The 23,594-nt window shown below is 37.1% G+C and carries 20 protein-coding genes; 1 reads left to right on the forward strand and 19 read right to left on the reverse strand.

Annotation, left to right across the window (positions count from 1 at the left end; translation table 11 throughout):
- Positions 1-162 precede the first annotated feature (162 nt).
- Positions 163-675, forward strand: a complete 513-nt coding sequence (locus R3X26_RS00420; RefSeq protein WP_317715148.1) for a glycine cleavage system protein R — start codon at positions 163-165, stop codon at positions 673-675.
- 227 nt (positions 676-902) lie between these two features.
- Here R3X26_RS00420 and R3X26_RS00425 read toward each other — a convergent pair whose 3' ends face one another.
- The 19 genes from R3X26_RS00425 to R3X26_RS00515 all read right to left on the reverse strand — a co-directional run bounded on the left by R3X26_RS00425 (position 903) and on the right by R3X26_RS00515 (position 23,574).
- Entirely contained in the window at positions 903-2,288 is a 1,386-nt protein-coding gene (locus R3X26_RS00425; protein WP_317715149.1) for a phosphomannomutase CpsG, read from the reverse strand.
- Between the two features lie 138 nt (positions 2,289-2,426).
- Positions 2,427-2,873 (reverse strand): low molecular weight protein-tyrosine-phosphatase, encoded by a 447-nt coding sequence (locus R3X26_RS00430; protein ID WP_317715150.1) that lies wholly within the window; start codon positions 2,871-2,873, stop codon positions 2,427-2,429.
- A 131-nt stretch (positions 2,874-3,004) separates the two neighbouring features.
- Complete coding sequence (locus R3X26_RS00435) at positions 3,005-3,961, reverse strand: porin (protein WP_317715151.1); 957 nt, start codon at positions 3,959-3,961, stop codon at positions 3,005-3,007.
- A gap of 134 nt (positions 3,962-4,095) precedes the next feature.
- Positions 4,096-5,478 carry an O-antigen ligase family protein gene (locus tag R3X26_RS00440; protein WP_317715152.1) on the reverse strand — a complete coding sequence of 461 codons (1,383 nt, stop codon included), beginning with the start codon at positions 5,476-5,478 and terminating at the stop codon, positions 4,096-4,098.
- A gap of 104 nt (positions 5,479-5,582) precedes the next feature.
- On the reverse strand, positions 5,583-6,236 hold the full coding sequence (locus R3X26_RS00445) for a hypothetical protein (RefSeq protein WP_317715153.1): 654 nt from the start codon (positions 6,234-6,236) through the stop codon (positions 5,583-5,585).
- A gap of 123 nt (positions 6,237-6,359) precedes the next feature.
- Positions 6,360-6,701, reverse strand: coding sequence for a VanZ family protein (locus tag R3X26_RS00450; RefSeq protein ID WP_317715154.1), 342 nt, complete (start codon positions 6,699-6,701; stop codon positions 6,360-6,362).
- 144 nt (positions 6,702-6,845) lie between these two features.
- Complete coding sequence (locus R3X26_RS00455) at positions 6,846-7,565, reverse strand: hypothetical protein (protein ID WP_317715155.1); 720 nt, start codon at positions 7,563-7,565, stop codon at positions 6,846-6,848.
- Positions 7,552-8,955, reverse strand: a complete 1,404-nt coding sequence (locus tag R3X26_RS00460; protein WP_317715156.1) for a phosphomannomutase CpsG — start codon at positions 8,953-8,955, stop codon at positions 7,552-7,554. Before R3X26_RS00460 ends, R3X26_RS00455 begins: the two co-directional genes overlap by 14 nt.
- Position 8,956: 1 nt before the next feature.
- Positions 8,957-10,426, reverse strand: a complete 1,470-nt coding sequence (locus tag R3X26_RS00465) for a mannose-1-phosphate guanylyltransferase/mannose-6-phosphate isomerase (RefSeq protein WP_317715157.1) — start codon at positions 10,424-10,426, stop codon at positions 8,957-8,959.
- 188 nt (positions 10,427-10,614) lie between these two features.
- Positions 10,615-13,122, reverse strand: coding sequence for a hypothetical protein (locus R3X26_RS00470; protein WP_317715158.1), 2,508 nt, complete (start codon positions 13,120-13,122; stop codon positions 10,615-10,617).
- Between the two features lie 142 nt (positions 13,123-13,264).
- A complete protein-coding gene (locus R3X26_RS00475; RefSeq protein WP_317715159.1) occupies positions 13,265-14,275 on the reverse strand; it encodes an acyltransferase in 1,011 nt (336 codons plus the stop codon).
- A gap of 288 nt (positions 14,276-14,563) precedes the next feature.
- Entirely contained in the window at positions 14,564-15,565 is a 1,002-nt protein-coding gene (locus R3X26_RS00480) for an acyltransferase (protein ID WP_317715160.1), read from the reverse strand.
- Positions 15,566-15,573: 8 nt separating this feature from the next.
- The gene (locus R3X26_RS00485) at positions 15,574-16,863 is read right to left on the reverse strand and encodes a VpsF family polysaccharide biosynthesis protein (protein ID WP_317715161.1); all 1,290 of its coding nucleotides are present in this window, start codon (positions 16,861-16,863) and stop codon (positions 15,574-15,576) included.
- Complete coding sequence (locus R3X26_RS00490) at positions 16,856-18,253, reverse strand: oligosaccharide flippase family protein (protein ID WP_317715162.1); 1,398 nt, start codon at positions 18,251-18,253, stop codon at positions 16,856-16,858. Before R3X26_RS00490 ends, R3X26_RS00485 begins: the two co-directional genes overlap by 8 nt.
- 9 nt (positions 18,254-18,262) lie before the next feature.
- Positions 18,263-19,276, reverse strand: coding sequence for a glycosyltransferase family A protein (locus R3X26_RS00495; protein ID WP_317715163.1), 1,014 nt, complete (start codon positions 19,274-19,276; stop codon positions 18,263-18,265).
- Positions 19,273-20,463, reverse strand: coding sequence for a glycosyltransferase (locus R3X26_RS00500; RefSeq protein ID WP_317715164.1), 1,191 nt, complete (start codon positions 20,461-20,463; stop codon positions 19,273-19,275). Before R3X26_RS00500 ends, R3X26_RS00495 begins: the two co-directional genes overlap by 4 nt.
- Before the next feature lie 23 nt (positions 20,464-20,486).
- Positions 20,487-21,584: a glycosyltransferase family 1 protein gene (locus R3X26_RS00505; protein ID WP_317715165.1), complete on the reverse strand. Its 1,098-nt coding sequence runs from the start codon at positions 21,582-21,584 to the stop codon at positions 20,487-20,489.
- The gene (locus R3X26_RS00510; RefSeq protein ID WP_317715166.1) at positions 21,581-22,759 is read right to left on the reverse strand and encodes a glycosyltransferase; all 1,179 of its coding nucleotides are present in this window, start codon (positions 22,757-22,759) and stop codon (positions 21,581-21,583) included. Before R3X26_RS00510 ends, R3X26_RS00505 begins: the two co-directional genes overlap by 4 nt.
- The gene (locus R3X26_RS00515; protein ID WP_317715167.1) at positions 22,759-23,574 is read right to left on the reverse strand and encodes a WecB/TagA/CpsF family glycosyltransferase; all 816 of its coding nucleotides are present in this window, start codon (positions 23,572-23,574) and stop codon (positions 22,759-22,761) included. Before R3X26_RS00515 ends, R3X26_RS00510 begins: the two co-directional genes overlap by 1 nt.
- Positions 23,575-23,594: the final 20 nt, after the last annotated feature.

The following is a 23,594-nucleotide window of genomic DNA, read 5'->3' on the forward strand; positions in this document are numbered from 1 at the left end:
TCATAACCAAATTTAGCAAATTAAAGAAAAAATTAAGATTTAACAGTACTTCCGTTCAAAAAATGGACTAGAGTCAAGCTTTATGTTACGAATACTTCTACACTTAATATAATAAATTAATTCATATAGTTAGCCTATTAGGCTTATACGGGAGATGCATTTATGATGACTACGTTTATTGCAAATTTTGTAGGAAAAGCGACGCCCGCTACAATCAAAGAATTCGCCGCTGTCACGCATGAGAATGATGGCAAATGGTTGATCAGCAAAGTGAACTTTATAGAAGATCAAGTTGCAGCTGTAATCAAGATTGAGTTACCCCAACAAAACGAACAAATCGTTAAAGATGCAATTTCGAGTAACTCTGATCTATTAGTTAAGTTTGTTGATAGTGACTCAACATCGAACGGAAAAGAGGAAGTGTTTGAATTGCGTCTTGATGCCAATGATAGAGCCGGAATCGTCAACGAAATAACCAGCATGCTTGATGGTCAAGCCATCCATATTTTGGATATGGATTGTCATAGGGTATTTATTGCGGGAGGTGGAGGGGTCAGTTCTAGCCTATTTACCGCGAATTTAGCAATTCGCTTACCAGAAGAACTCAATATAGATGATGTAACTAAGGAATTAGAATCGTTGAGTGAAGATACAAGAGTGATATTAAAAACCTGATTGAATAACGATTGTATGGACACTTTTTATCTAAGCCACAACGTGTTCAGCAAATCCTAGCTTAAAATGTCATCTATGGCTTGAACTAAAATTTGTGCGTAAAAATAAAATTGAGAGCCCAAACTACAAAGCTTAAATAACTGCTTTGTAGTTTGGTGATTACGTTTTCTTTATCCAAACATCTAATATTTAACCATTGGCGGTCAAAAGTAACAAGCGCCAACTCATCACGTATGAGCAAGAATATCCAAGATTTCACTGGCTTTAGTATTAACCAAATGGCTATCAGAATAACCTTCAACGTTGAGTTTTAATACCTGCTGTTTGGTGGACATCCTCAGGTTTAAACGCCACGCATTATCATAATCTTCAAACTCTAAACCTATTCCATCACTCAGTTCTTTATAACTGTACTTATTTTTAAAATATTCGAGTAAATAACAAGCTGAGCGTTTAGGATTCTGTACCGGAATTTTTATTTCCCCTGAAATAGGAAACGCTTTTTCCCGTTCAGCAACCAACTGTGATAATTTCGCATCACGCAATGACATTAGTTCTATAAGTAATAACCACGGAATCATACCTGAACCGCAATAAGTGAAGTCTTTGAAATAGTGATAAGCACTACTTTCTCCGCCGTAAATTGCATTTACTTCACGCATTTTCTGTTTAAAGTATTCTCGGCCAATTTTAGTTGCTACGGCTACTCCTCCATTGGCTACTATTGTTTGAAGCGTATTCCAATATAAAACATGGTCGTGCACTATTTTAGAGCCCGGATTTTTTCTTAATAGAGCTTCGGCAATAAAACCAACCATATAATAAGCTGGAACATGATGCCCGGTATCATCAATAATGAAACAACGGTTAAAATCACTATCCCAAGCAATACCAAAATCTGCACCTGACTCTACCACCAGTTTAGCCGTATCCAATCTAAAATCATGGATAGATACGCCAGACGCAATTTCAATCGGCTCATTCTCGTTAGCATGATTGATCTTAATGAAATTAATAGGGACGTTGGTCTGATTAAACACTGTTTCTAACTCATCAATTACCATGCTTGCCGCACCGTAACCGGAATTTACTACTAGCGTCATAGGTTTAAAGCATTGGCTATCTATATCCTCGAGCAGTCGCGAAATATAATGCTCTCTCGAATAACCGCGTTGAAGTAAACCTTTGACTACGGAGGGATGGTGATTAGTTTCTGGGGAAGATAGCATTTTCTTAATATCGAGTAGCCCATTGCTGTTATTTATAGGCTGACAATTTTTACCAATCAAATTAAGAACATGGCAATTGACTGAGTTAACCGCCGCATTGACCATTATACCGCCAGCGTATGAGCCTTGACCAAGAGCATAAAAAAGCTCCTCTTTGCCAACTCGCCCCAAATCAATCACATCGGTTCCAAACTCAAGTAAGCTGTGCACGATAATTTCTTTGAGGTAGCCTGACGCGACACTACCATCACAACCAACAACCACATTTAGTGGTTTTAAGTGTAGAGCATAAGCTCTAGAAATACGCGAGACAGCATCGGGAGTCAGTAAATGACTAGCACTTCCGCGTATATCGTTATTGGTAAAACACTCGAAAATTGTCATATTATTAGTACACTTTAATATCTCGCTATTAATTTCATTTTAATTTCGTGATTTTCTAACGTGTAATCTTGTGCTTAAAGCTAAATAAATACCTTCAATAATGATTTCTCCATGGCATATACCGATAAAAACTTCTGATTATGCTTTGAATTTTCTCACCCATGCTCTAACAGAATTGTCGATAACAGAATATACCTGATTGAAAATAACATCACTTTTCTGGTATGGATCATCGATACTACTCATTCCTATCCAGTGGCCAAGTACCCAAGACTTTGCGCGAGCTTCAGGAAACAATTGACATAACTGCTCGAGTTGCTCTCGATCCATCGTGAGAATAAGGTCATGTTGATCAATCAAAAATTGATCAACTTGTTTGGCTCGATGCTCACTCATATCAACGCCGTACTTCAACGCCATTTCTACTGCAACCTTATCAGCAGGAACACCCTGTAAACCATTTTTATCCGTTGCAATACCCGCTGAGGTTACTTCAATATTCGGTAATAACTTATTCAACGCAGCTTCTGCAAAAGGTGACCGGCATATATTGCCAGTGCATAAAACAAGTATACTCTTGAACACAAAAATCCTTGGATATTTACAACGATAAAATCATTAGTACATAGCGATAAATAACTAATTATAGACTATTGAAATAAATTGGCCTGCTGGTGGACAATATATTTCAAATATAATTGAGACTATGCGCAAAATTAAAAGCTTCCCGCTATACCAATTACATAACCTACGTCAGTATTGTCTTCATCGGTTAAGCCTAATTCAGCGTATGCACTAACAGCGTCGGTAAAATAGAAAGAAGTATTAATATAGATATCGTTTACCGTACCATTATCATTCGAATCATTATCAATTACCGCCCAACCTGCAGCGTATTCAAAACGGCCTTCAGGTCGATAAACACCCGTTAAGCCCATTGCATTAATATCACTATCTTCCCCAGAAACCGTTTCAGTGGTTGCATAAGAATATGTCCCCGCAATACCTATATCACCAAGAACATAACGCACTTCAGCAATATAAGCATTGGCATTTAGCGAGTCATGTTCGCCCATTGCAACAAATAAAGTGGCTTCCAAATCGCCTAAACGCACACCTACATTGCCATCTAACTCAAAATCATCTTCTGTGCTTGCGCTTTCATTTTTATACGCTGAATAAGCCGCTCCTGCATAAAAAGAATTACCACCATCATATCTGTACTTTATAACCTGTTCACCAGATGAGTCTAAATTCTCAATAAAAGCATTAAAGCCAAACTCGTAATCCTCACCAATGCCTGCGTCATCTAAAATTGTTGGCTGAATACCCGCAGAAATAACATGTGCATCTAATATATCAACATAAAAATAAACATCGCCTCTGGTTACACTGTCATCTTCATTATTTGCGTCAATATCAAAATGACCACCCATGCTAAAATCTTCACTCATTTCAAAGCCAAGATTAAATCCAAAGTTAGCCTCATCTACTCTCCATTGAGCATCTTTTATTTCTGTTGAATAGTCTTTCGTCTCGGCCATTGTTTTAAAATACTGAACGTCAACCTCACCACTAATATCAATGGTCACGCCATCCTGTGCATACATTTCTGCCGCATTAACTTGAGTGGCAGCCGCAAATACCGCTATGGCTAATAGTGACTTTTTCATTATTAATTCTCCCTTTATTATTCATTCCTTGTGCAATATTGAGTCAATATATAGGTTAAAAATGTCAATCGACTATACTGAATATTGCGAAAATAGTATTTTTGGTGCTATATATCTTTTATTAACAACGCTGTTTACTGAATAGGCTTGCTAACAACCGTATTCTTAATAACACGAGTACAGCCCGCCAAGACCAAGACCAATAAAAAAGTCACCGCATTTGCAGGTGCTTGTAGATTAAAATCGACTGTAATATGTATCAACATGCCAATAATAGCCATAAAACACCCCAACGCTGTTCCTTTTAATATTCTGCTGTTTCTTGTTCTCATTGCATTAAAACTAAACCACAAACCAATAAGTACCATGCAACCTAAAACCAACACAGCTGGAATACCAACTTCAGCTGCAAATTGAATATAATCGTTATGGGTAAAATCATAATAACCAATATTATATTGGCTATAACTTGGAAATGTAGAATAAAAGCTACCTAAGCCTGTTCCCGTTAACGGATAATCTTTAATAATATCCATACTCCACAAAACGGCTTGGTCACGAGTTTCAGTATTCATTGCTGTATTTTCTAAACGTTCCTTTACTTTGTCTAAACCGAATATCGTCCCTACAGCTAAAGTATCTATGATCAAAAAGGAAATCACTAACGCCGTTAACGCTCGCGGTTTATTTTTATAGAAAAACAGTGCGACGAGACCACCAATAATGGTTATCGAGAAAAACGCGGTATTACCCATTCTTGAACGAGTCATTACTAAAGCGATCACCATAACCACCAGACACAAACGAATAATCATTTTAGGTGACAATATAGCTTCAAACCAACGACGAAAACGTACCTGCCAAGAACCAGATTCGCTTTGATGCATTTGAGACACGATTAAACCGATACCCAATGACAAAGTCATAATCAAATAGTTCGCCAAGTGATTATGGTACACAAATGAGCCAGTTGCCCTACTTCCTTGCGGTAGACCAAAAACCCAACTCTGTGTACTTGCGGTTAGTATCATCAACGCAGCATAAAATGCTTGAAGGGTTCCACTAAACACCACAGCCAGAATCACTTGTTTTATTCTTTTGATACTGTTTATTAAAATGATCGCGTTAAAAGTAAACAAGGTATAAGCAACACCTTTTAATAATCCAGAAACCGTAGCAAACCAATCTAATGAAATAGTTTTAGACTCTAAATTTAAAAAGCTATAGATGCGAAATGCACTGGGTGAAATAACATTAAGTAGCGCGTCAGGTAAAGGAATAATCTGAATGGCAATCCAAACCTGAAACAGAATAAGTGGTAGCAGTAACCATAAAAATCGTTTTAGTCGCTGCCAAGGGAAGTGAGTTCTAAGAGAAAAAATTAATGCTAGTGTCTGGAGCGCAATCCACACTTCAAAAATCGACCAAGCCCAAACACGGTTACTTGCTAATGGAATCGGCAGCCAAATAACAAGCAACAAAAAACTATAGAAACAAACTATTTCTATTTTTGTCATTATAAGTCCATTATATAAATTCGCTTGATGATCGACTAACTAATAATCTAAAAGATTAACGATCTTTATTGCTAACAAACGTTATCAATTAGCAATAAAGAAAACTAGCTAGGAGAAACACCGTTACCTCGATTAGCAAAAGTATTCAGCGTAGGTGTTGGCGCAGCAGCAGCTGGAGTAGGAATACCCGCCGCTGTTTGAGCTTCAATAGCGATAGTAACAGCAGCAATATCAACACTAGGAACACTAACAGCAGCCAGAGTAATAACTTCAGCGGACACGCCCATATCTGCAGCAGTTCTAGCGATTTCTGCTGCTTGCTCTGGTGCAAGCGTCATAGCGGAAAGGACGATGGTTTCTTGCTGATCAGGCATGGCAGTCAGAACACTGGCTACAATATCCTCGATGGATAAATCGGGAAAGAGTTCTAGCAAACCCGCAATAACGAAATCGGCAGAAGGAACTTCAGGAAGAAGATCTAGGAGAGCGACAACTAAATTTGGCTCAGGTATCGACGGAAATGTCTCAACCAAGCCGTTAACTAAACCCGACAAACTGTCTGTTTGATTGTCGTTATAGTATGCCTCAATTTGCGCTTGTTCAGCGTCACTAATAACATATTCAGGAACTGAAGTTGTCGATTCAATAACTTGTGTATCAGCACCCGTTTGTATCTCTGTATCGGTATTAGCATAAGTTGGCAATGACACCAACGAAAAACTGGCCGCAAGGGCAAATGCGATTGGATTTAAGTTCATATAATATCCCTTTTAAAAACTTTAGATCGTAGATAACCGTATTAATCCTTAGCAACGGTAAAGTTTAGTTAAAATTGTTTAACAAATTAAATAATATTAATTGCTTAGCAAACAAGCAAGAAGTTATTTGATCAAGTTCACACTATTATCTTTATTGAGACTAATCATAATTGCAATGCCACTTCCTAGTGCAACACCAGCAGTATTGATGGATAAATCGACTAATGAGTAATCACGACTAGGAATAAAGTACTGCATAATCTCGTCACTAATCACTAGGCAAAGTACCGCAATAGATTGCCAACCAACTAGGTTAAATAACCATTTTTTTTGATTTGCTTTAGTTGACCACAATGCTAAGAACCCTACTATGGTAGCAACAATAAAATGTAGATATTGATCGCCGCCAAGCCAATTCTCAAAAGATTTAATATCATCAGCAAACAAACCTGTACTCTTTGCCACAGATGCCAACCCTGCGAAGAATATACACCCATAGAATATGACCAAACGATAATAAACAGAAAAAATAAGCGTCTCCTTAACTGGATAAATGTCGGTCAAAAATTGTCAACAATACATTCAAATCAATAGCACACAATTCTTATACTATTTAGTTGGTTTTTCATTGCAAGCGGGAATTGACTGTCGACTAATCGATAGAATATTACAGGCTTTGTCTCGGTAACTAGCATTAGCAATAAATCTATCAAAATTTCCAAAGGCAAACCCATATTTTTCTGGGTCTAATAAATATCTGGTAGCCTTGATTTTATCTTGATTAGTAATGCTTCCCCAAAAAGCAAAGTAGAAATCTAAACCTGCCCTCGTAGTCACTTCTTCATAACGACCAAATTTTTCGGCAGTATATAGTTGGTCAAATACATCTTCTACTGGGTATTTTAAACTACTCAATAGGTAGGTTTTTTGTGCATGAACGTCGGGAAATATTGGTCGCAAAGCAATCGCTTTATTACTCAACATTAAACCTTCAGTTAAGAATGAATCATATATATCTAAGTTCTGATTTGCGTAGCTATTGAGTAATTGAGTGTACGCCGCCATAGAGAGATGATTAGGATCATATTGATTCCAGACCATCATTTGGTCGGTTAACAAATTTACTCGAGTAAGCATATCGTACTTTTTATCCAATACACTTTGATCAACGCCTTGAGAATGGGTTTGATTAACGTAATGCTCATACTGCTTAAATTCATTCTCTAAGCCGATTTTATATAACGAGCCCATAGCAAAATGAGAAGCATAAAAAATTAATGCCACCGAAATCAGTGACATTAAAACTAAAGCAAAACTAGAACGATTCATTATTGAGTAACCGAGAAATTTCTATCACCTTTTCATCTACAATTGCTTGGTCGCCCGCCGATTCAATATTTAAACGTACCACAGGCTCAGTATTTGACGAGCGTAAATTAAAGCGCCATGCGATGTCCGTGTTGTCAAACGCCATACTTATCCCATCAATGTGATCTATACTGCTAGCGCTATCAATATAACAATCCGTAACTCTTTTTATCGCGGCTTTAGGATTATCCAATTTAAAATTAATTTCTCCTGATGATGGAAATGCTTCAATCATATCATTGACTAAAAAGGATAATTTTTGTTGCTTCACAGAAAGCAACTCTGCTACTAATAACCAAGGAATCATCCCAGAATCGCAGTAAGCAAATTGTTTGAAGTAATGATGCGCACTCATCTCTCCACCATACACTGCGTCAACTTCGCGCATTTTATCTTTAATTAGCGCATGACCAGATGGACACATTACTGGAACACCATCATTGTCAGCTATAATTTTTTCAGTATTCCAATAGGTACGAGGATCGAAAATAATTTTTTGCTTAGGCTGTTTTTGTAAAAACGCTTCTGCTAACAAGCCGACAATATAGTAACCTTCGATAAATCGACCTTTTTCATCAAACAAAAAACAGCGGTCAAAATCACCATCCCACGCTATTCCCATATCAGCATTATGCTCTAATACTGCCTCTGAAGTCGCGGCTCTGTTCTCAGGTAAAAGAGGGTTTGGAATACCATGAGGGAAATTGCCATCTGGTTGATGGTGAATTTTGATAAATTCAATAGGCACATTTAATTGTTCAAGTTGCCTTTGTATTTCATCAAAAGCAGGGCCCGCCGCACCGTTGCCTGCATTTACGACGAGTTTTAACGGCTTTATTTTTGCTGGGTCGATATAACTAACAATATGTTGCGCATAAGTTTTCTTGTGGTCAACAACGGTTAACTTACCCTTTTGTTCTACTTGTGCAAACTCGCCTTTTTCTGCCAAGGTTTTTATTTCACCCAGCCCATTTGAATAACCTATCGGAGCAGAGCCTTTGCCAACGGGTTTCATGCCATTGTAGTCAATCGGATTGTGGCTAGCCGTCACTTCTATCCCACCATCAACTCCCATATCGGCAGTGGCAAAATAGATCTCTTCGGTACCCGTTAAGCCAAGGTCAATAACATCAACCCCTGCATCAAGTAAACCTTCAGCCAAAGACGCTTTAAGCGATTCAGAAGATAATCTTACGTCACCACCTACCACCACTTTTTCTGCTTTAAGTACTTCACCGTAAGCTCGACCTATACGATAGGCAACATCTTCATCCAGTTGTTCACCAAGTCTGCCGCGAATATCATATGCCTTAAAACAAGTAATTTCTTTGTGATTATTTTGCATAGCCATGTTATTTTTTTATTTCCTTAGCTTTGTTATCCAACATAGAACTCGACTCAAGCAGAGCAATTTCAGAATCAACGTATCCCTTGCGATCAATTCGGACAATATCGTCTTCTGCTAAATAACTCCCTGAACGCACTTCAATGATTTCTAATGGTACTTTTCCAGGGTTTTCAATTGCATGTTCTAAACCAATAGGGATATAAGTAGATTGGTTTTCACTTAATAAAAACTCTTCATCACCACGAATAACGTTTGCTGTTCCTGACACCACAACCCAATGCTCTGCTCTATGGTAGTGTTTTTGAATTGCCATTCTCTCGCCAGGTTTGACTAAAAGGTGTTTAACATGAAATCGATCGCCTTCAGCTATCGCATCATGAGAGCCCCAAGGACGATAAATTTGTCGGTGGTGTTGAGCTTCAGTACGCCCTTCTTTTTTCACTCGGTTCACAATATTCTTAACGTCTTGAACTTTGTCCTTATTAGCGACTAATATTGCATCTTTAGTTTCGATAACAATTAAATCGTCAACCCCAACCGCTGCTACCAATTTACTTTGAGAGTAAAAATAACTGTTGCTGCTGTCCTCAATCATCACATCGCCACGTTGAGTATTGCCTTGGCTATCTTTATCACATACATCCCAAATAGAAGACCAACTACCAACATCACTCCACGCCGCATCCATTGGCACAACGACAGCACTCTTTGTTGGCTCCATTACTGCGTAATCTATCGATTCATCAGGACAATTTGAAAAAACCTGCTCATTTAACCGAATAAAATCAAGGTCGGTATAACTACCGATATACGCCTCTTTGCACGCCGCTAGAATATCTGGGCGGTATTTTTGTAGCTCTTCTAAATAAACAGAAGCCTTAAATAAAAACATACCGCTGTTCCAGTAATATTCGCCACTAGATAAATACTGTTGTGCTTTTTCCAAATCAGGTTTTTCGACGAACGCATCCACCTCATAACTGGTGTTACCTTTTGCTTCGCCTTTACGAATATAACCGTAGCCTGTTTCTGGCGCAGTAGGCACAATACTAAACGTCACTAGATTACCCTGTTCTGCTTGAACAACGGCACTATTTACCGATTGAATAAAAGCGGGTTCATCTTTGATTAAATGGTCGGCAGCTAAAACAAGCAACAACGGATCATCGCCGTCTTTCATTGCTTGCAATGCAGCAAGAGCAACTGCTGGCGCGGTATTTCTCCCGACAGGTTCTAAAATAATGCCACTATGCTTTGAATCTAATTCTCTTAGTTGCTCTGCAACAATAAATCGATGCTCATTATTACAAATAAACAACGGAGCCAGATGTTCGATATCCGATAGTCTAGTCACCGTGTCTTGAAGCATCGTGTTATCAGAAACCAAAGAAAGGAATTGCTTTGGGTATTCAGTACGTGAAAGTGGCCATAAACGACTTCCACTTCCGCCTGCCATTATTACTGGAAGAATCATATTTTTCCCTTAAAGATTTAAGCCTATATCGCTAAAATTTATATTAAATATGTCGAGAATATTAATTAGTTGAACCATTTATTTCGCCACTAAGTAATTTAATTAGTAACTACCCACTCTGAACTAAGTGGTACTCAAATTTGATAATTATAAACTAAACCAGCTACAACCGTCTATTGTAAGCCTTTCTATTTACTAGTTATTTCTTGTAAAATCTGTGGATGAAAACTAGTTTGCACCACAGTAAAGCTCTTCAGAAAACAATCAACCATTTCTGGATTTGAATCAGTAAAACGACTATCGTTTAAACCGATAAAGAACGCATGTATTTTAATCAAAGTATTGGTATGTAATTGCTGACTTCGACCATTTACAGCCAGCGTATAGCGGCCATCACCATGACACGACAAAGCCAAACTAATATCACCGTCTACAGGTGATTGAGGCAATGATATTTGTTGTTCCTCTAACTTCAAGACAATTTGTTCGACATCATCATTATCCGACCAAAACAACTCTAATTTTTGTTGGCCAGTTGTTGCTGTTTTATTGGCATAATCATAATACGCCATCGCAAGAGGCTTAACAGGTTTTGTTGTGCTATTTTCTTTAAAATCAGCACTCTGTAATTCATCAACATCTCGTAAATAGAAACGAAAATCACCGACTCTCATCAGTACCGTCCATTGTTGAGTTGAGAATACTTTTTCCACTTCATTAGGGGTAACTTGCAACGCGTCTTCTAGAGAATCGTCTTTCGATGCTACCTCACTACCAAGAGAAGATAGTTGGTTTAACTGCAACCCCATTTGATTAATAAAACCAAAGCGCAAATTATCCAGCTTGCGTCCAAAAGTGCCAGTAGAGTCTTTACACCTTATAAAATCGACACCGATACCTTTTTGCTGCGTAGCACGTAGCGGTTCAAAATGATTTATATAAACGTAACTATCCGGATGAATGTAACCATATAAAGTGTTACTTTTTTTAGGTGGCGTTAAATGAGAGATATTATCTAGTTGTAACTCAATCTGCGCTTTATTGCCGATTATCTGGCTATGTAGCGGCACAAAATCGGCTTTGGTTCCCGCGCAATCCAACTTGAATTTTCCACTGACCTCAACACTCTTTCCGTTCCAAGAAGCCAGATCGATAAAATGCTTGCCTTGGAAATTATCAAATTTAATATCAACATCATAATTGTAACTAGGCTGATCGCTTTCACCGAGATACATTCTGGCTTTTGAATCGATCAAATGTAATCGTGAATGAAACAGAGTGTCGGCTCCTTTACTCAATAATACTTTCGTATCGAGTTGTTGGATAATACTGCGATTACCCCACGTTAAATTTGCTCGACCAAGTAATTGAATCAACCCTTTATTGCATTTTACTACACGCCCACCTGAAATATGTAGGTCACCATTACGCGCAAGTATGGCGGGAAATTCTGGAAATGAATAACGGCCATGACCAACATTCTCGATAGTGACATTGTCTAATAGTACAGAAGAATCTTGCATATATCCTGCGACAGCCATGTTAGAAGGGCTGGTGATTCGAGTATCACGCAGAGTAAACGTTTTGTTTTTACCGCCATTAGTGATAATGGCATCGCCCAAACGAAGAAACTCTTGTTCGTTCTGCCAATAGCTTACATCACAGTCGAAATAACAGTTTTCAACGGTATAATTACCACCAATATCAGTTTGCTGAGTTTCAGCCCACGATGCTTGATGCTCAACTGCGATCAAAGTTCGAATACAGGAACTTTGTGAAATAGTAACGTCAGACCAAATACCCATATAAGCAACGTTATAAATATCAGCACAATGACAGTTGCGAATGATAGCTTTGGATTTTACGGCATAATTTGAGCCCATGCCGACAATATCAATAAAATTAGCCGGTTGATATTTTGCTTTACGATGACCAGATTGAGCACCATAGCAATCTTCTGCAATCATCAATTCAGCAAATGCCAACACAATACAGCTATTCAATACATTATAAACTTGTACATTATTAACTTTTATAATGCGGGCACCTGAGAGGCGAACACCACCTATGTGATATTGGTAACTCTCATTCCTTTTTAGGCCAATTTTCCCATCAGGTTCATCACCAATGATAGTAATATCTTGCAATTGAACAAAATCAAGTATGCGAGAGTTCTCATATCCGATAGCAGCAGGGTCGTCACTTCCGGAGCGTTTAGTAATGAACGACCAACACTCTTTACCACTTTTCTGATCGCCAACATTAAACAAATTCCAATCTTTAGTATCTTTTCCTGTTAGCTTATCTTGTGTTAAATAAAATGGAGCATTCATGCCCCCACCCACAATACGAAACCAAAGCCCTTTTCTAGCGGGAATGATTACTCGCGCTAAGCCAGAATAAGAATGATCGTTCTCTTCACCAATATTAATACGTACACTTATATTAGGTAGAATTAACGTACCCCCACCAAAAGACGCCATATAAGCTAAGGTTCGATTAATAATATTGATTGGTGTATTTTTGTATGAATCTAGAGAAAATCCCGCATCTTCAATGGTAAAAACTCGATGACCTTCGACATCGATTTGTTTATCCAAGCTTTGAATAACTTGTGAACAAGCAACAGATTGTGTCAGGCTCGTACCGACCAAAGTACCTACCGCAGCCTTAGCAAGAAAATCCCTTCTTTTCATAATGTTATCTCTTTTATAACGCAAATAAGTCTACATCACTCTAGGTATACAATAATAGATGGCATTGTGTAATACGTTTTTAATCATAATCACTGGTGTATAGATAAATAAGAAGACTTATTTTTAATATAAGAATGATTTATTATTTAAAAAAATAAACTGAGCTAACATTTGATTTTATTCTCTTTGGTGCCTTCCCCAAAAAAAACACTCTAGTGGAATTAAATCTACACAATATTACTTCTGTAACCATTGGACCCAAAACACCTAAAAATAAAGACAAAACAAAAACCAATTCAGTATTATAAATATTAAAATTGAATAAAAATATTCTACTACCTGCTGTAAAAAACACATGAAACAAATAAATTGAATATGAATATGCTCCAATTCTTGCAAAAAGACTGACTTTCAGTTCTGAGAAGAGCATAGAACAACAACTAACAGCACCTAAAACGAGTGCGAAAAGAGTGCGATTTCCATACATAGGTATAAGCCCAAAATAGACACAAGCTAGAAGAGTAATGGATAAAATCACAACCAACAATTTCACTTTAACAGGGATTTTTTTAAGCAAATCGTATCTTTCAATACTCATTCCTAATAAAAAAAACGGTGCCAGGTAAAAAAATCCAGAAAAAGAAAAATATTCACCTCCAATAGGAGAACAATATATTATAGACATAAAGAAAATCACTAGTGCACATTTAAAAAAACCATCTAATAATTTAAGCGACTCCAAAAAAACAATTAAAATAAACACTAAAAATAATGATTCGACAAACCAAAAATGCGCGACAGGTTTTATATGCAAAAGATACCAATTATCGATTGATGTATTAGATCCTGGAACGAGCATTTGTAACACAGCAAAAATAGTGCCGACAGTGAACATTGGAATAATTAATCTTCGCACTTTCTTAGATAAAAATAGAGGTATATTTTTACTAAATGGTCTGTAAGCATAAACAAATCCGGAAAGAAATGTAAACAATGGCATACGTATATATGCTAAGGTATCGTTAATATCACGATAAAAACCCTCGGAAATTTTTAGACCATTTCCGGGGGAAGAACCGATTACATGATATGCAACCAACAACAGACAAGCAATACCTCTCAACGTATCAATTTTTAAATTTCTATTATCCATAATATTTATTTAATCCACATAACTAAAAATCGCACCATAAAATTTTAAATTTAATTATTAATATAACCTAATTACAAAACGGTTAACAAAACAGAAACTAAAAATAGATTTAACATTTAGATCTGTACTTAGTAAAAAGTAGAAGCAAGAACTATCATTACACTAATAGCACCTTGGAAAATTTAGCACTTGATTAACAAAATATTACCATGGTCACCAAAAATCAGCATACTAATTACTGATATAGCAAAAATGTGAAATTAAGTTTAAAACAAAAAACCAAAGACTTCATCTTGACCTGTTTAATATATTTATTACTTGAAATGTTTTTAAAAACCTCACAAATAAAACTGAAAGTAAGAATGAAAAAATAACGTACAAGATATATTCTGGGATTCGAAGAAAATTCCAATCACCACGCCAAAATTCAACATTAACCAAAAATTCAAATATAATAATATGAAACAAATACAACTCTAGGCTTAATACACCTAACTTTCTAAAAAATACGTTAAGTAATCTAGTATTTACTTTGTTTCTTTCAAAAAATTCACAAATAACGATAGTAATAGGGAATGCTAACACTGCTGATATATACCATGAGATACCAGTTTCCTTTCGATATTGCCAATCAAACATACCTAAAATCAACGCAACGACAAGCATACCAACTATAGTGATGATTGTGCTATTACGAACCAGATTTTGAGGTGTCACAGAAGTTCTAACGATACATTTCCCTACATACAGACCTAAGAAAAAAACAGGCACTCTAATATAAAAAATCAGTATTACGCTCAAAAAATTATAAACTATAATCAAACCTAGAATATATAAAATAAGCAAGGAAGTGAGTTTATATCTATCAGAATAACACGAATCCAAAACTTTAACCAAAATAGGCGCTATAAGATAACAAATAAATATGGAAGGAATAAACCAGTACACTATTGAATCATTTATAAATAAATCCAATCCTAGAAAGGAATAAATTATCTCTGAGGCTTCATATTGAAATCCATCATATGACTTCAAAATATAAAAAATCGTCAAAGAAAACCAAAATGCTGGTATTATTTTCAATAATCTTCGAGAAATATATTTTTTAAAACAAAACCCATCATTAATGCTATGATACACTCCCATACCCGAGAGAAGTATAAAAATATCAACGCCTATATAGCCACTAGATTTTAATATTTTAATAGGTATATAAAATATACTTTCAGATATTACTATTTTAGAATGAAATAACATCACCCATAAAATAGCAACCCCCCATAACCTCACTTCTATATTTAGATATCAGTTGCATTTTTAAGTCTCTTAGTCGAAACATTGCCTCCATTTAAAACAAACAGAACAATGGTCATAAATTGAGAAAACAATAAAGATTTAACACTTAGGCCAACACCAGACGAGAGGATTAATGCAAAACCGAGGTTGACCCAAAAAACGTGTCCACCAACATTAAGAATTAATATTCTAAAAGAGTAAAATAAAACAAAAAACAAAGGTATAGAAACAATAAACCCCCAACTCAATATTATTGCGAGCCAAAACACTTCTATACCATATGATGTACCAAATGATATTTGTCTGTTGAAAAGCTCGTTACTAAAGTCACCTAACAATAAACTTAACACCGGTGTGTCAAAGAAAATTTGGAGGGCAACAAGTCTAGTAGCTGCGCTGCCATTATCATCATTTAATCGGTCTATCAATTTATCAAAAAGACCGAAATCAAAAGCTAACAAAATAATAAGTGGAGTGACAAATAATCCAACAAGAAACAAAATCATTTTTTTATGACTAACACCCTGCTTAATAACATTTGAAATGTTGGATAACATCATAATAAAAACCAACATTACTGTTACTGCAATTGCGGTACGTCCACCGAAAGCAGGCAAAGAAACCCAGGAAACCATTAACGCTATTCGGTCTAACTTGCACAAGTTCGTAGTTCTAGCTTTAGCGCTCAAACCAATTACAACAAGACCTGAGATTAAAGTCGCTGTCAATGGATGACCGTATAAAGCGACTGAACGATAAAAGTCCCATTCGCTTAGATCAAGCAATTCACCATCCACAGCTGAAAAATAATTCTTTGGGATTACATGATGTGAAAACACATATTCATATACTCCTAACAAGGCATTAACTATAATGATATAGATACAAATTTTGTAGAGAAATTGCTTTTGCGAATTTGAGCAATGTAAATATAAAGCCAACAAAAACATTGGACATAACCAAGTGGTAATTATAGTTGTTAGCGGTTTTTTTAATATAATGGTGACGTATAAAAAACATAAAATACAAATAACTAAAGACCAAAATATATTCTTCGCCAACAAAATATTTTTTAAACCAGACAAGCCTTGTTTCATACAAACCATCAAAAAGCAAATACATATAAAATAAACTTGAGGATGAAATTTAAATATAAAATTCGCGTAAGGATCTCCATAACGATAGCCAAACAATGCTAATACATCAGTCGACAACGTAATCAACGAAATTACAGAAGCTGCAAAAAAAATAAAGGCCAATCTAGGCAAACCTTCATCGTAATCACTAAGCATATTTTAATACTATCCCTTTTCTATAAAACGGGTACATCACAGCCGTATATACGCTAGCGCCGACTAAAATTAACATAACAACACCTAACCACCCAGTAGCAACAGAGCCTCGCACTAGCTCAACAGAAATTGCCATTGCAATAGCAGCAGAAAAAGTCACCAATAGAGGTTTAACAGGAACAACTAGCCCCTTATAATTCACTAAATAAATTAACAGCACCGCGGTCACTATTGCCGACGCAATTGCCATTGCAATTACACCACCAACCATACCTTGGCTTTGAACTAGCCACCACGAAAATACCGCGGCACCGATGGCTAATGAAAAGTCTACCCAAATTAATGGTTTAGTATTTGCTACTACCAGAAAGTAATGATTGCAATAGTTGTAAATTACAGCAAATAGACCACCAGACAATAATGCCCAAGGAAATGTCGCTAATGCAGCTAACTGAAAATCATCGGCTATAACTAATGGGATAAATTCATCCTTTATCATGAAGATTCCTACCAATGCAGGTAACATAACTGCCATCAATAACGCAAAATTATCCGCGAGTTGTTTCATAGCGGCTACTTGACCTTCATCTCGCATCTTTTGCATTGCCATTGGCAAAGCTGCGGGTGTAACTAACATAGATGCAAGACTGGCAGCCCGTTGCCCTAACCCAAATCCAACTGCGAATTCACCAACTGCAGCCAGCCCCAAGTTCCATTCAACCATGAAGCGAGAAATATTCAGTGCCGTCCATGAAAAAACACCTGCAATTAATAAAGGTGCTCCATAATAAAGTGCCTTCTTAACCACTTGCTTAGATAACATTTGTATCGCGTAGTTTGAAGTAAAGTAATAATAAATAATCGACAGGCTCTCCCCTATTGCAAATCCAGTAATTGGATAAATGGGGTGATCACCAAAATTGATAATAAGTATTATACTAATCAATAGTCCAATAACAGGGCCAGATAAAGAACAAATATTAAACCCTAAAGCCTGTCCTTTAATTGAGCATACTATTACAAAGTATTGATTTAGGCTTCTAAGCGCCATATATAATGCCACTATTGAATAAAACACCATGTCGTAACCAGTGCCAAACCACCAATATAAAGCAACAAACGAGACGGCAATTTGTACGAACAGTAACAACAGCAAAAACGAATCTGATTCGCTCCAGTGCTCATTTGAATCTCCGTGGTAACGCAACGTATAATGGGTCCACCAACCGAAGACTACTTTTTGTGCTAACTCTTGAAAGACCGCCAACAAAGTAATCACACCTATCGTTTCTGCTGAACAATAATATGTCCACACAACAATAGAGACAAACTGAGCTAATGGCGTTAATAGCTGTGCAGGTAAAAACTGTAACGAACGTTTAATTAACATAGGAAGTGTCTAAATTTTTCCTGATTTAAGATCAGGATAGTCAGATAATTTGCCTGATAAATAAACAGACAGCTTAGTGGGAGCAAGCATATATAAAAGAGAAAGAAATAAATTTTTAGTTTTGCGCTTGCTGTCAATCAAAGGGTCGTGATAGAACGCTTTGAACATATTTTTTGCTAAGAAAAACTTGTTATCAGTGCTATATCGGTGATTAGATCGATCCAACAAATACGAATCTAATCGGCGTTTCCAGTGATAAGCTCCTAATAAGTTATCTAACTGCAATGACAATGAAGAAACTTGAAAGGCTCTTTTCTTGATTCCTTTGGCATAGAGGATTTGGCAATCGAGCATATGTCTATGTTTTCTCATGCTCGTGTTTCCGTGTTCAGATTCACTTTTATTATGTTGTCGATATGCCCCTAAACAGCGGTTAATCGATACAACATCACCCGTTGCCGCTGCAACATAAATTAAATAACCATCATAAGCAGATTGCCAAATACTTGGATCGGCTGGCAATACCGATTGAAGATATTGTCTCGAATACGCCATACCAGACATGGGTGCGGAAGGTATATAACCGTGTTTATAAATAAAGTCTTGATGCTTATCTAAAAGAAGATCACAAGGAGGCGCATCTATATTCATCTTTGTTTCGTCAGCTCGAACAGTATCTAACTTATATTGATAAGCCATAATATTTTCTTTAAAACATTTGGCTATTTCGCTGCAACATTCTGGATATAAATAATCATCAGAATCTAGGAAAATCACCACTTCTCCTGACGATAGGTTGAAACCAGCATTCATAGCTGAAATTTGCCCTGCGTTAGTTTGAAACACGGCTTTTTCTAAATTAAATGACCGTATGATCTCAGCCGATTTATCTGTCGAGCCATCATCTACAATAACCACTTCCACGTTTGCATAATCTTGCTCCAATGCACTATTTAGTGCCTTAGCAACGTATTCTTGATAGTTGTAATTATTGATAACGATACTAATTAATGGATTTTTCATACTAAACCCAAATGCATTTCAAATAAGCGATTCATTTGCTTACTGGCTTTAAATGGCGATATTTTAGCGTTGACACTTTCTGGAGTTACGGCTCCTTTTTGAATTTTTTCCCAGACAATCAGTATCTCATCAGCCATATCGTTTGCTGCATCATCTTGGTTAATAGGTAGCATAGTGCCGCACTGCCCATCTTCAAACGTGTCAGCCATCTGATCTAATTTCAATGACACGACAGGACGACCACTGCATACCGCTTCCATCACATAAACTGGCCATCCTTCAAACGTTGAAGTGACTAAACCGACATGCATTTGTTGCCAAAGTTGTGATATTTCTGCCGACTGTTTATAGCCATGCAAAATAACTTTGTCTTTGACTTTCTGGTATTCAGGGAATTGATTAGTATCAGATACACCGACATAGTGAAACTCAACTTTACCATCCAGTTTTTTAGACAGTATGTCGACGATATCAAACATCATTTCTGGACGTTTAAAAATATCCAATCGTCCTGCGAAGGCCAGTTTTAGAACCCCATCGGAGCAGTCATAAGGGGTTGGTTTAAATAAAGTATCGTCAACGCTAACCGTCATATAGTTGATATCTTGCGCTTTTCGAGGATAATCTTTTTTGAGTCTTTCTGTTTGCGCTGAACTAACAGAAATAACTTTATTAGCAGAAAGAATGGCGCGTTTCTCATTAAACTTGTTAATAAACCATAGTTTACTAATAAGGGAGTCGAAATTACTGCCCTTGGGAATATCACCATGAGTAAGTAACACATGATCGAAACCTAATAATTTACATATCCAAGAAAATTCATACCGTTGAATTTCAACTGTCGACTTTTGTTCTTTATACAGGCTTTTTAATATCTTTCGATACTTTAATAGCGCCATAAAATAGTTAAAGGTTAAAGATTGAAATACGTTCCTAGCGACTTTATTAATCTCTTGAGGCTGCGTATGCATAACCGGTAGAAATTGGTATTCACGCCCAGTCGAACTTTTTAATGACACTAATTTCCCCAGCTCAAGCGTGTTGCTCTCATCTACCCCAACAAAAATCAGGTCAATATGCGGTGGGGCTAATTTAATTACATGTCGTATATGGGTCTCTATCCCACCTACCTTTGTTCCTGTAGGATCAAAAGGATGTATAGATATTAATCTATGCGTTCCATTCATAGTCATTATTTCCCTAACTTTCTTTAGATTGCATTCAAAAATACTTGTTCAGTCTGCTTCGCTGCTTTAGTCCAACTAAACTGAGATTCGTTTTGAATGGCTTTATTGGATAAGTCTTCAAACTGTTCTGGATTACTAATCACATTTTCTATTGAGTCAGCGAGCGCTTCTGCATCGCCTAATGGAAAAAACTGAGCGCCTTGTCCTGCTACTTCTCTTAGTACCGCAATGTCGGTGGCAATGACTGGTACACCATATTTCTGCGCTTCCAATACTGGTAGTCCAAATCCTTCATAAAAAGACGGAAATGCTAAAAATTTAGCTTTAGAGTATTTTTCGACTAATTGTTGTTCTGATAAATAACCCACAGTAAAAGGCCCTTCTTTCAGACCATATTGATTAGCAAACGTGGTTAAATATCCAACAGGGTCTCGTCCCGTATGAATTATCTTTACTGGTGTACCGCGATATTCCAGTAGCTTCATCGCTCTAATGAGAACTTCAGCACCTTTATTCGGTGACACACTTGCGACGAATAAACCGTAGTCTTCTCTTTCCCGACGTACAAATTCACCATTCAAACATGCGGCTTCTTTTACTACCGTTGTTTTGTGTCGAAATTTTTCATGGTATTTAATCAGGTCATTTTGAGTATTATTAGATACACAAATGGTTTTTTTTGCTCTCTTTAAGGTCGATGGAAAAAACATTCTCCACCAAAGACGATGATGAAATTTGTATGACGAAGGCGATACATCAAAATACAAGTCGTGAACCACATTGACTAGCGGTGGCATTCCAGGTCCATCGATACCAGCCAAAGGATTTGGATTAAACTCCAAATCCACCTTATATTGGCGAGCATACTTTCTTACTCGGCTAAACTGGGACAAGATATTCTTGGGGGTAGACTCAATATACGGCAAGGTAACCACCGTCAGTCCTTTTCCTTTTAACATATCTGGTAACTTATTTTCGTCCCAACACGTCAGCATTACATAGGTAAATTGCTCACTATCCAGAAGTTTATTCAAAAGATAAAATAGATAATTGGAAATACCAGAAATTTTGTTGCCTGGTTCCAAAAGATGATTGACTAAAATAACCGGCTTTTTATTCACGATTTATGTCCTTTTAATCGTTGCAAAACAACATGCTGGTCTTTTTCCGCTTCTTGATTCCAAGATATCACGTTTGCAAAAGATTGTTCTGCTGCAGTAGCAAGCCAAGTTGGGTCGCTAAACTGAGTAATAATTTGCTCGACTGCGTGGTCAACCTTATCTGAATCAATCAGCAATCCACTGCTGCCTAGCACTTCACGGTAAACTTCGATATCAGATGCTACTACGGCAATCCCGCCATATTGAACTTCTAATAAAGGTAACCCTAACCCCTCATCATGTGATGTAGAAAGAAAGAATGAACATTGAGCGATAAGATCTTTTACTGTATCGCTGCTTGCGTACCCATGGCAGACGATACCTTCTGTCGATTGAAGCAGGTCGGCATCTTCTCCCCATCCTATACGACCTACAATATGTAACTCTATATTGTCGCCTAGTTTTTGTCGCAAGGCAGTGAATAAGCGGACTGCCCCTGAATAGTTTTTACGAGGCTCCACTGTACCAATCATTAATATTTTCAGTTTGTTCAGCTCAAACGCTTCATAGCGTGAGTGGTTATTTTCGACCGAAAAAACATTTCTAACTTTAGGTCGATAAGTAATGATTTCAGCATCTTTTTTGCAAAATGGTATCAATTCATTTTTAGTTTTTATTGAATTAACAAAAAACGTATCTAAATGTCGAACAGCAAAAGCCAGCGACGGTCTCATGTAATACTTTGCTCTAAAATTCAGCTCTTCAGTACGAGTTAATAAAAATAGGTCGTGAATATATGGAATAACTCTTTTACCGATAAATAACGACAACAAAATGCTAGGAGGAAACCCCGGAGTAATCACGATAGCTTTAGTGTGCCGCAATGCTCTAATGAGGATACCAAACCACTGCTGCATTATCATCAGACCAATGTTTCCGCCTGGCACATGCTGAATTCTATTGCTACTGTGTGCTAGTGAAACGCGCTCTTGACTGGCACTATTGTCCTTTTCAATCACATTGTCTTCTTTCACAATACGTTCTTCGCTGACCACCTCTTCGGCAGAGCAAGTCTCTAGAGACAATGCCTCAGCAGAAAACAACTCTTCTGTGATGCGTTCTAATCCAGTGGTATGCCGTCCTAAGTGAGTACAATCAATAATCAAGTCAGGACGTTTATCGTTGTGAAAATCCATTAACCGAAGTCCCTTTTGTGCTGTTTCATTTCCTTTAACGCAACGCCTAAGAACACCCAAGAGTTGATAAGATAACGTTTAGCTAGGCGTTTAGGCTCGCTAGATAAACGCCAAAACCACTCCATTTTAATATTTTGTACCCATAACGGTGCGCGTTTTTTTACCCCAGCAAAAAAATCTAAGCCTGCACCAAAACCAAAACCAAGCATGTTGGGCAATTCATTTCGATGGGTGTACATCCATTTCTCTGACTTAGGCGCACCAACACCAAAAAATAGATGGGTAGTATCTAACGCGTTAATCTGTTGGATAAGTTGCTGGTTATACGCCGGGTCATTTTCGAAACCAAAATCAGGAACAACTACACGTTGTTCTGCGCTTGAAAAGCCATTCTTTCTAAGCCAGTCAGACAAAAATTCAGCGGTTTGAGTAGAAGAACAGACAAAGAATGGACTGTGGACATCGACGGTGAGTCTATCCATTATCGCGGGGAATAAATCAGCACCAGTAATACGGCCCGGAATATCCACATCACAATATCTGAGCAATTTCACTACCGGAAAGCCATCTGCAGTAAGTAGCCATGCATTTTGACACAACTCTTTAAACTGCGGATCTTTTGTCATGGTGACAACATGGTCTACATTAGGTGTAACCAACAACTGTAACTCTCTAGATGGATGTGGCTGTTGAGGTGAAGACAGCTTGTCTTCGTTCAGCGTATTAAGAACTTGTTCATTAATAACCAGCTCAACTATCTTATCTACATTTTCCGTACAGAATTCTAACCCTAGAATGCGTCTACTTTTTTTCATATCCAACTTCTAATTGTTAT

It is taken from the genome of Vibrio sp. TH_r3 (assembly GCF_033101115.1).
Lineage (GTDB): Bacteria > Pseudomonadota > Gammaproteobacteria > Enterobacterales > Vibrionaceae > Vibrio.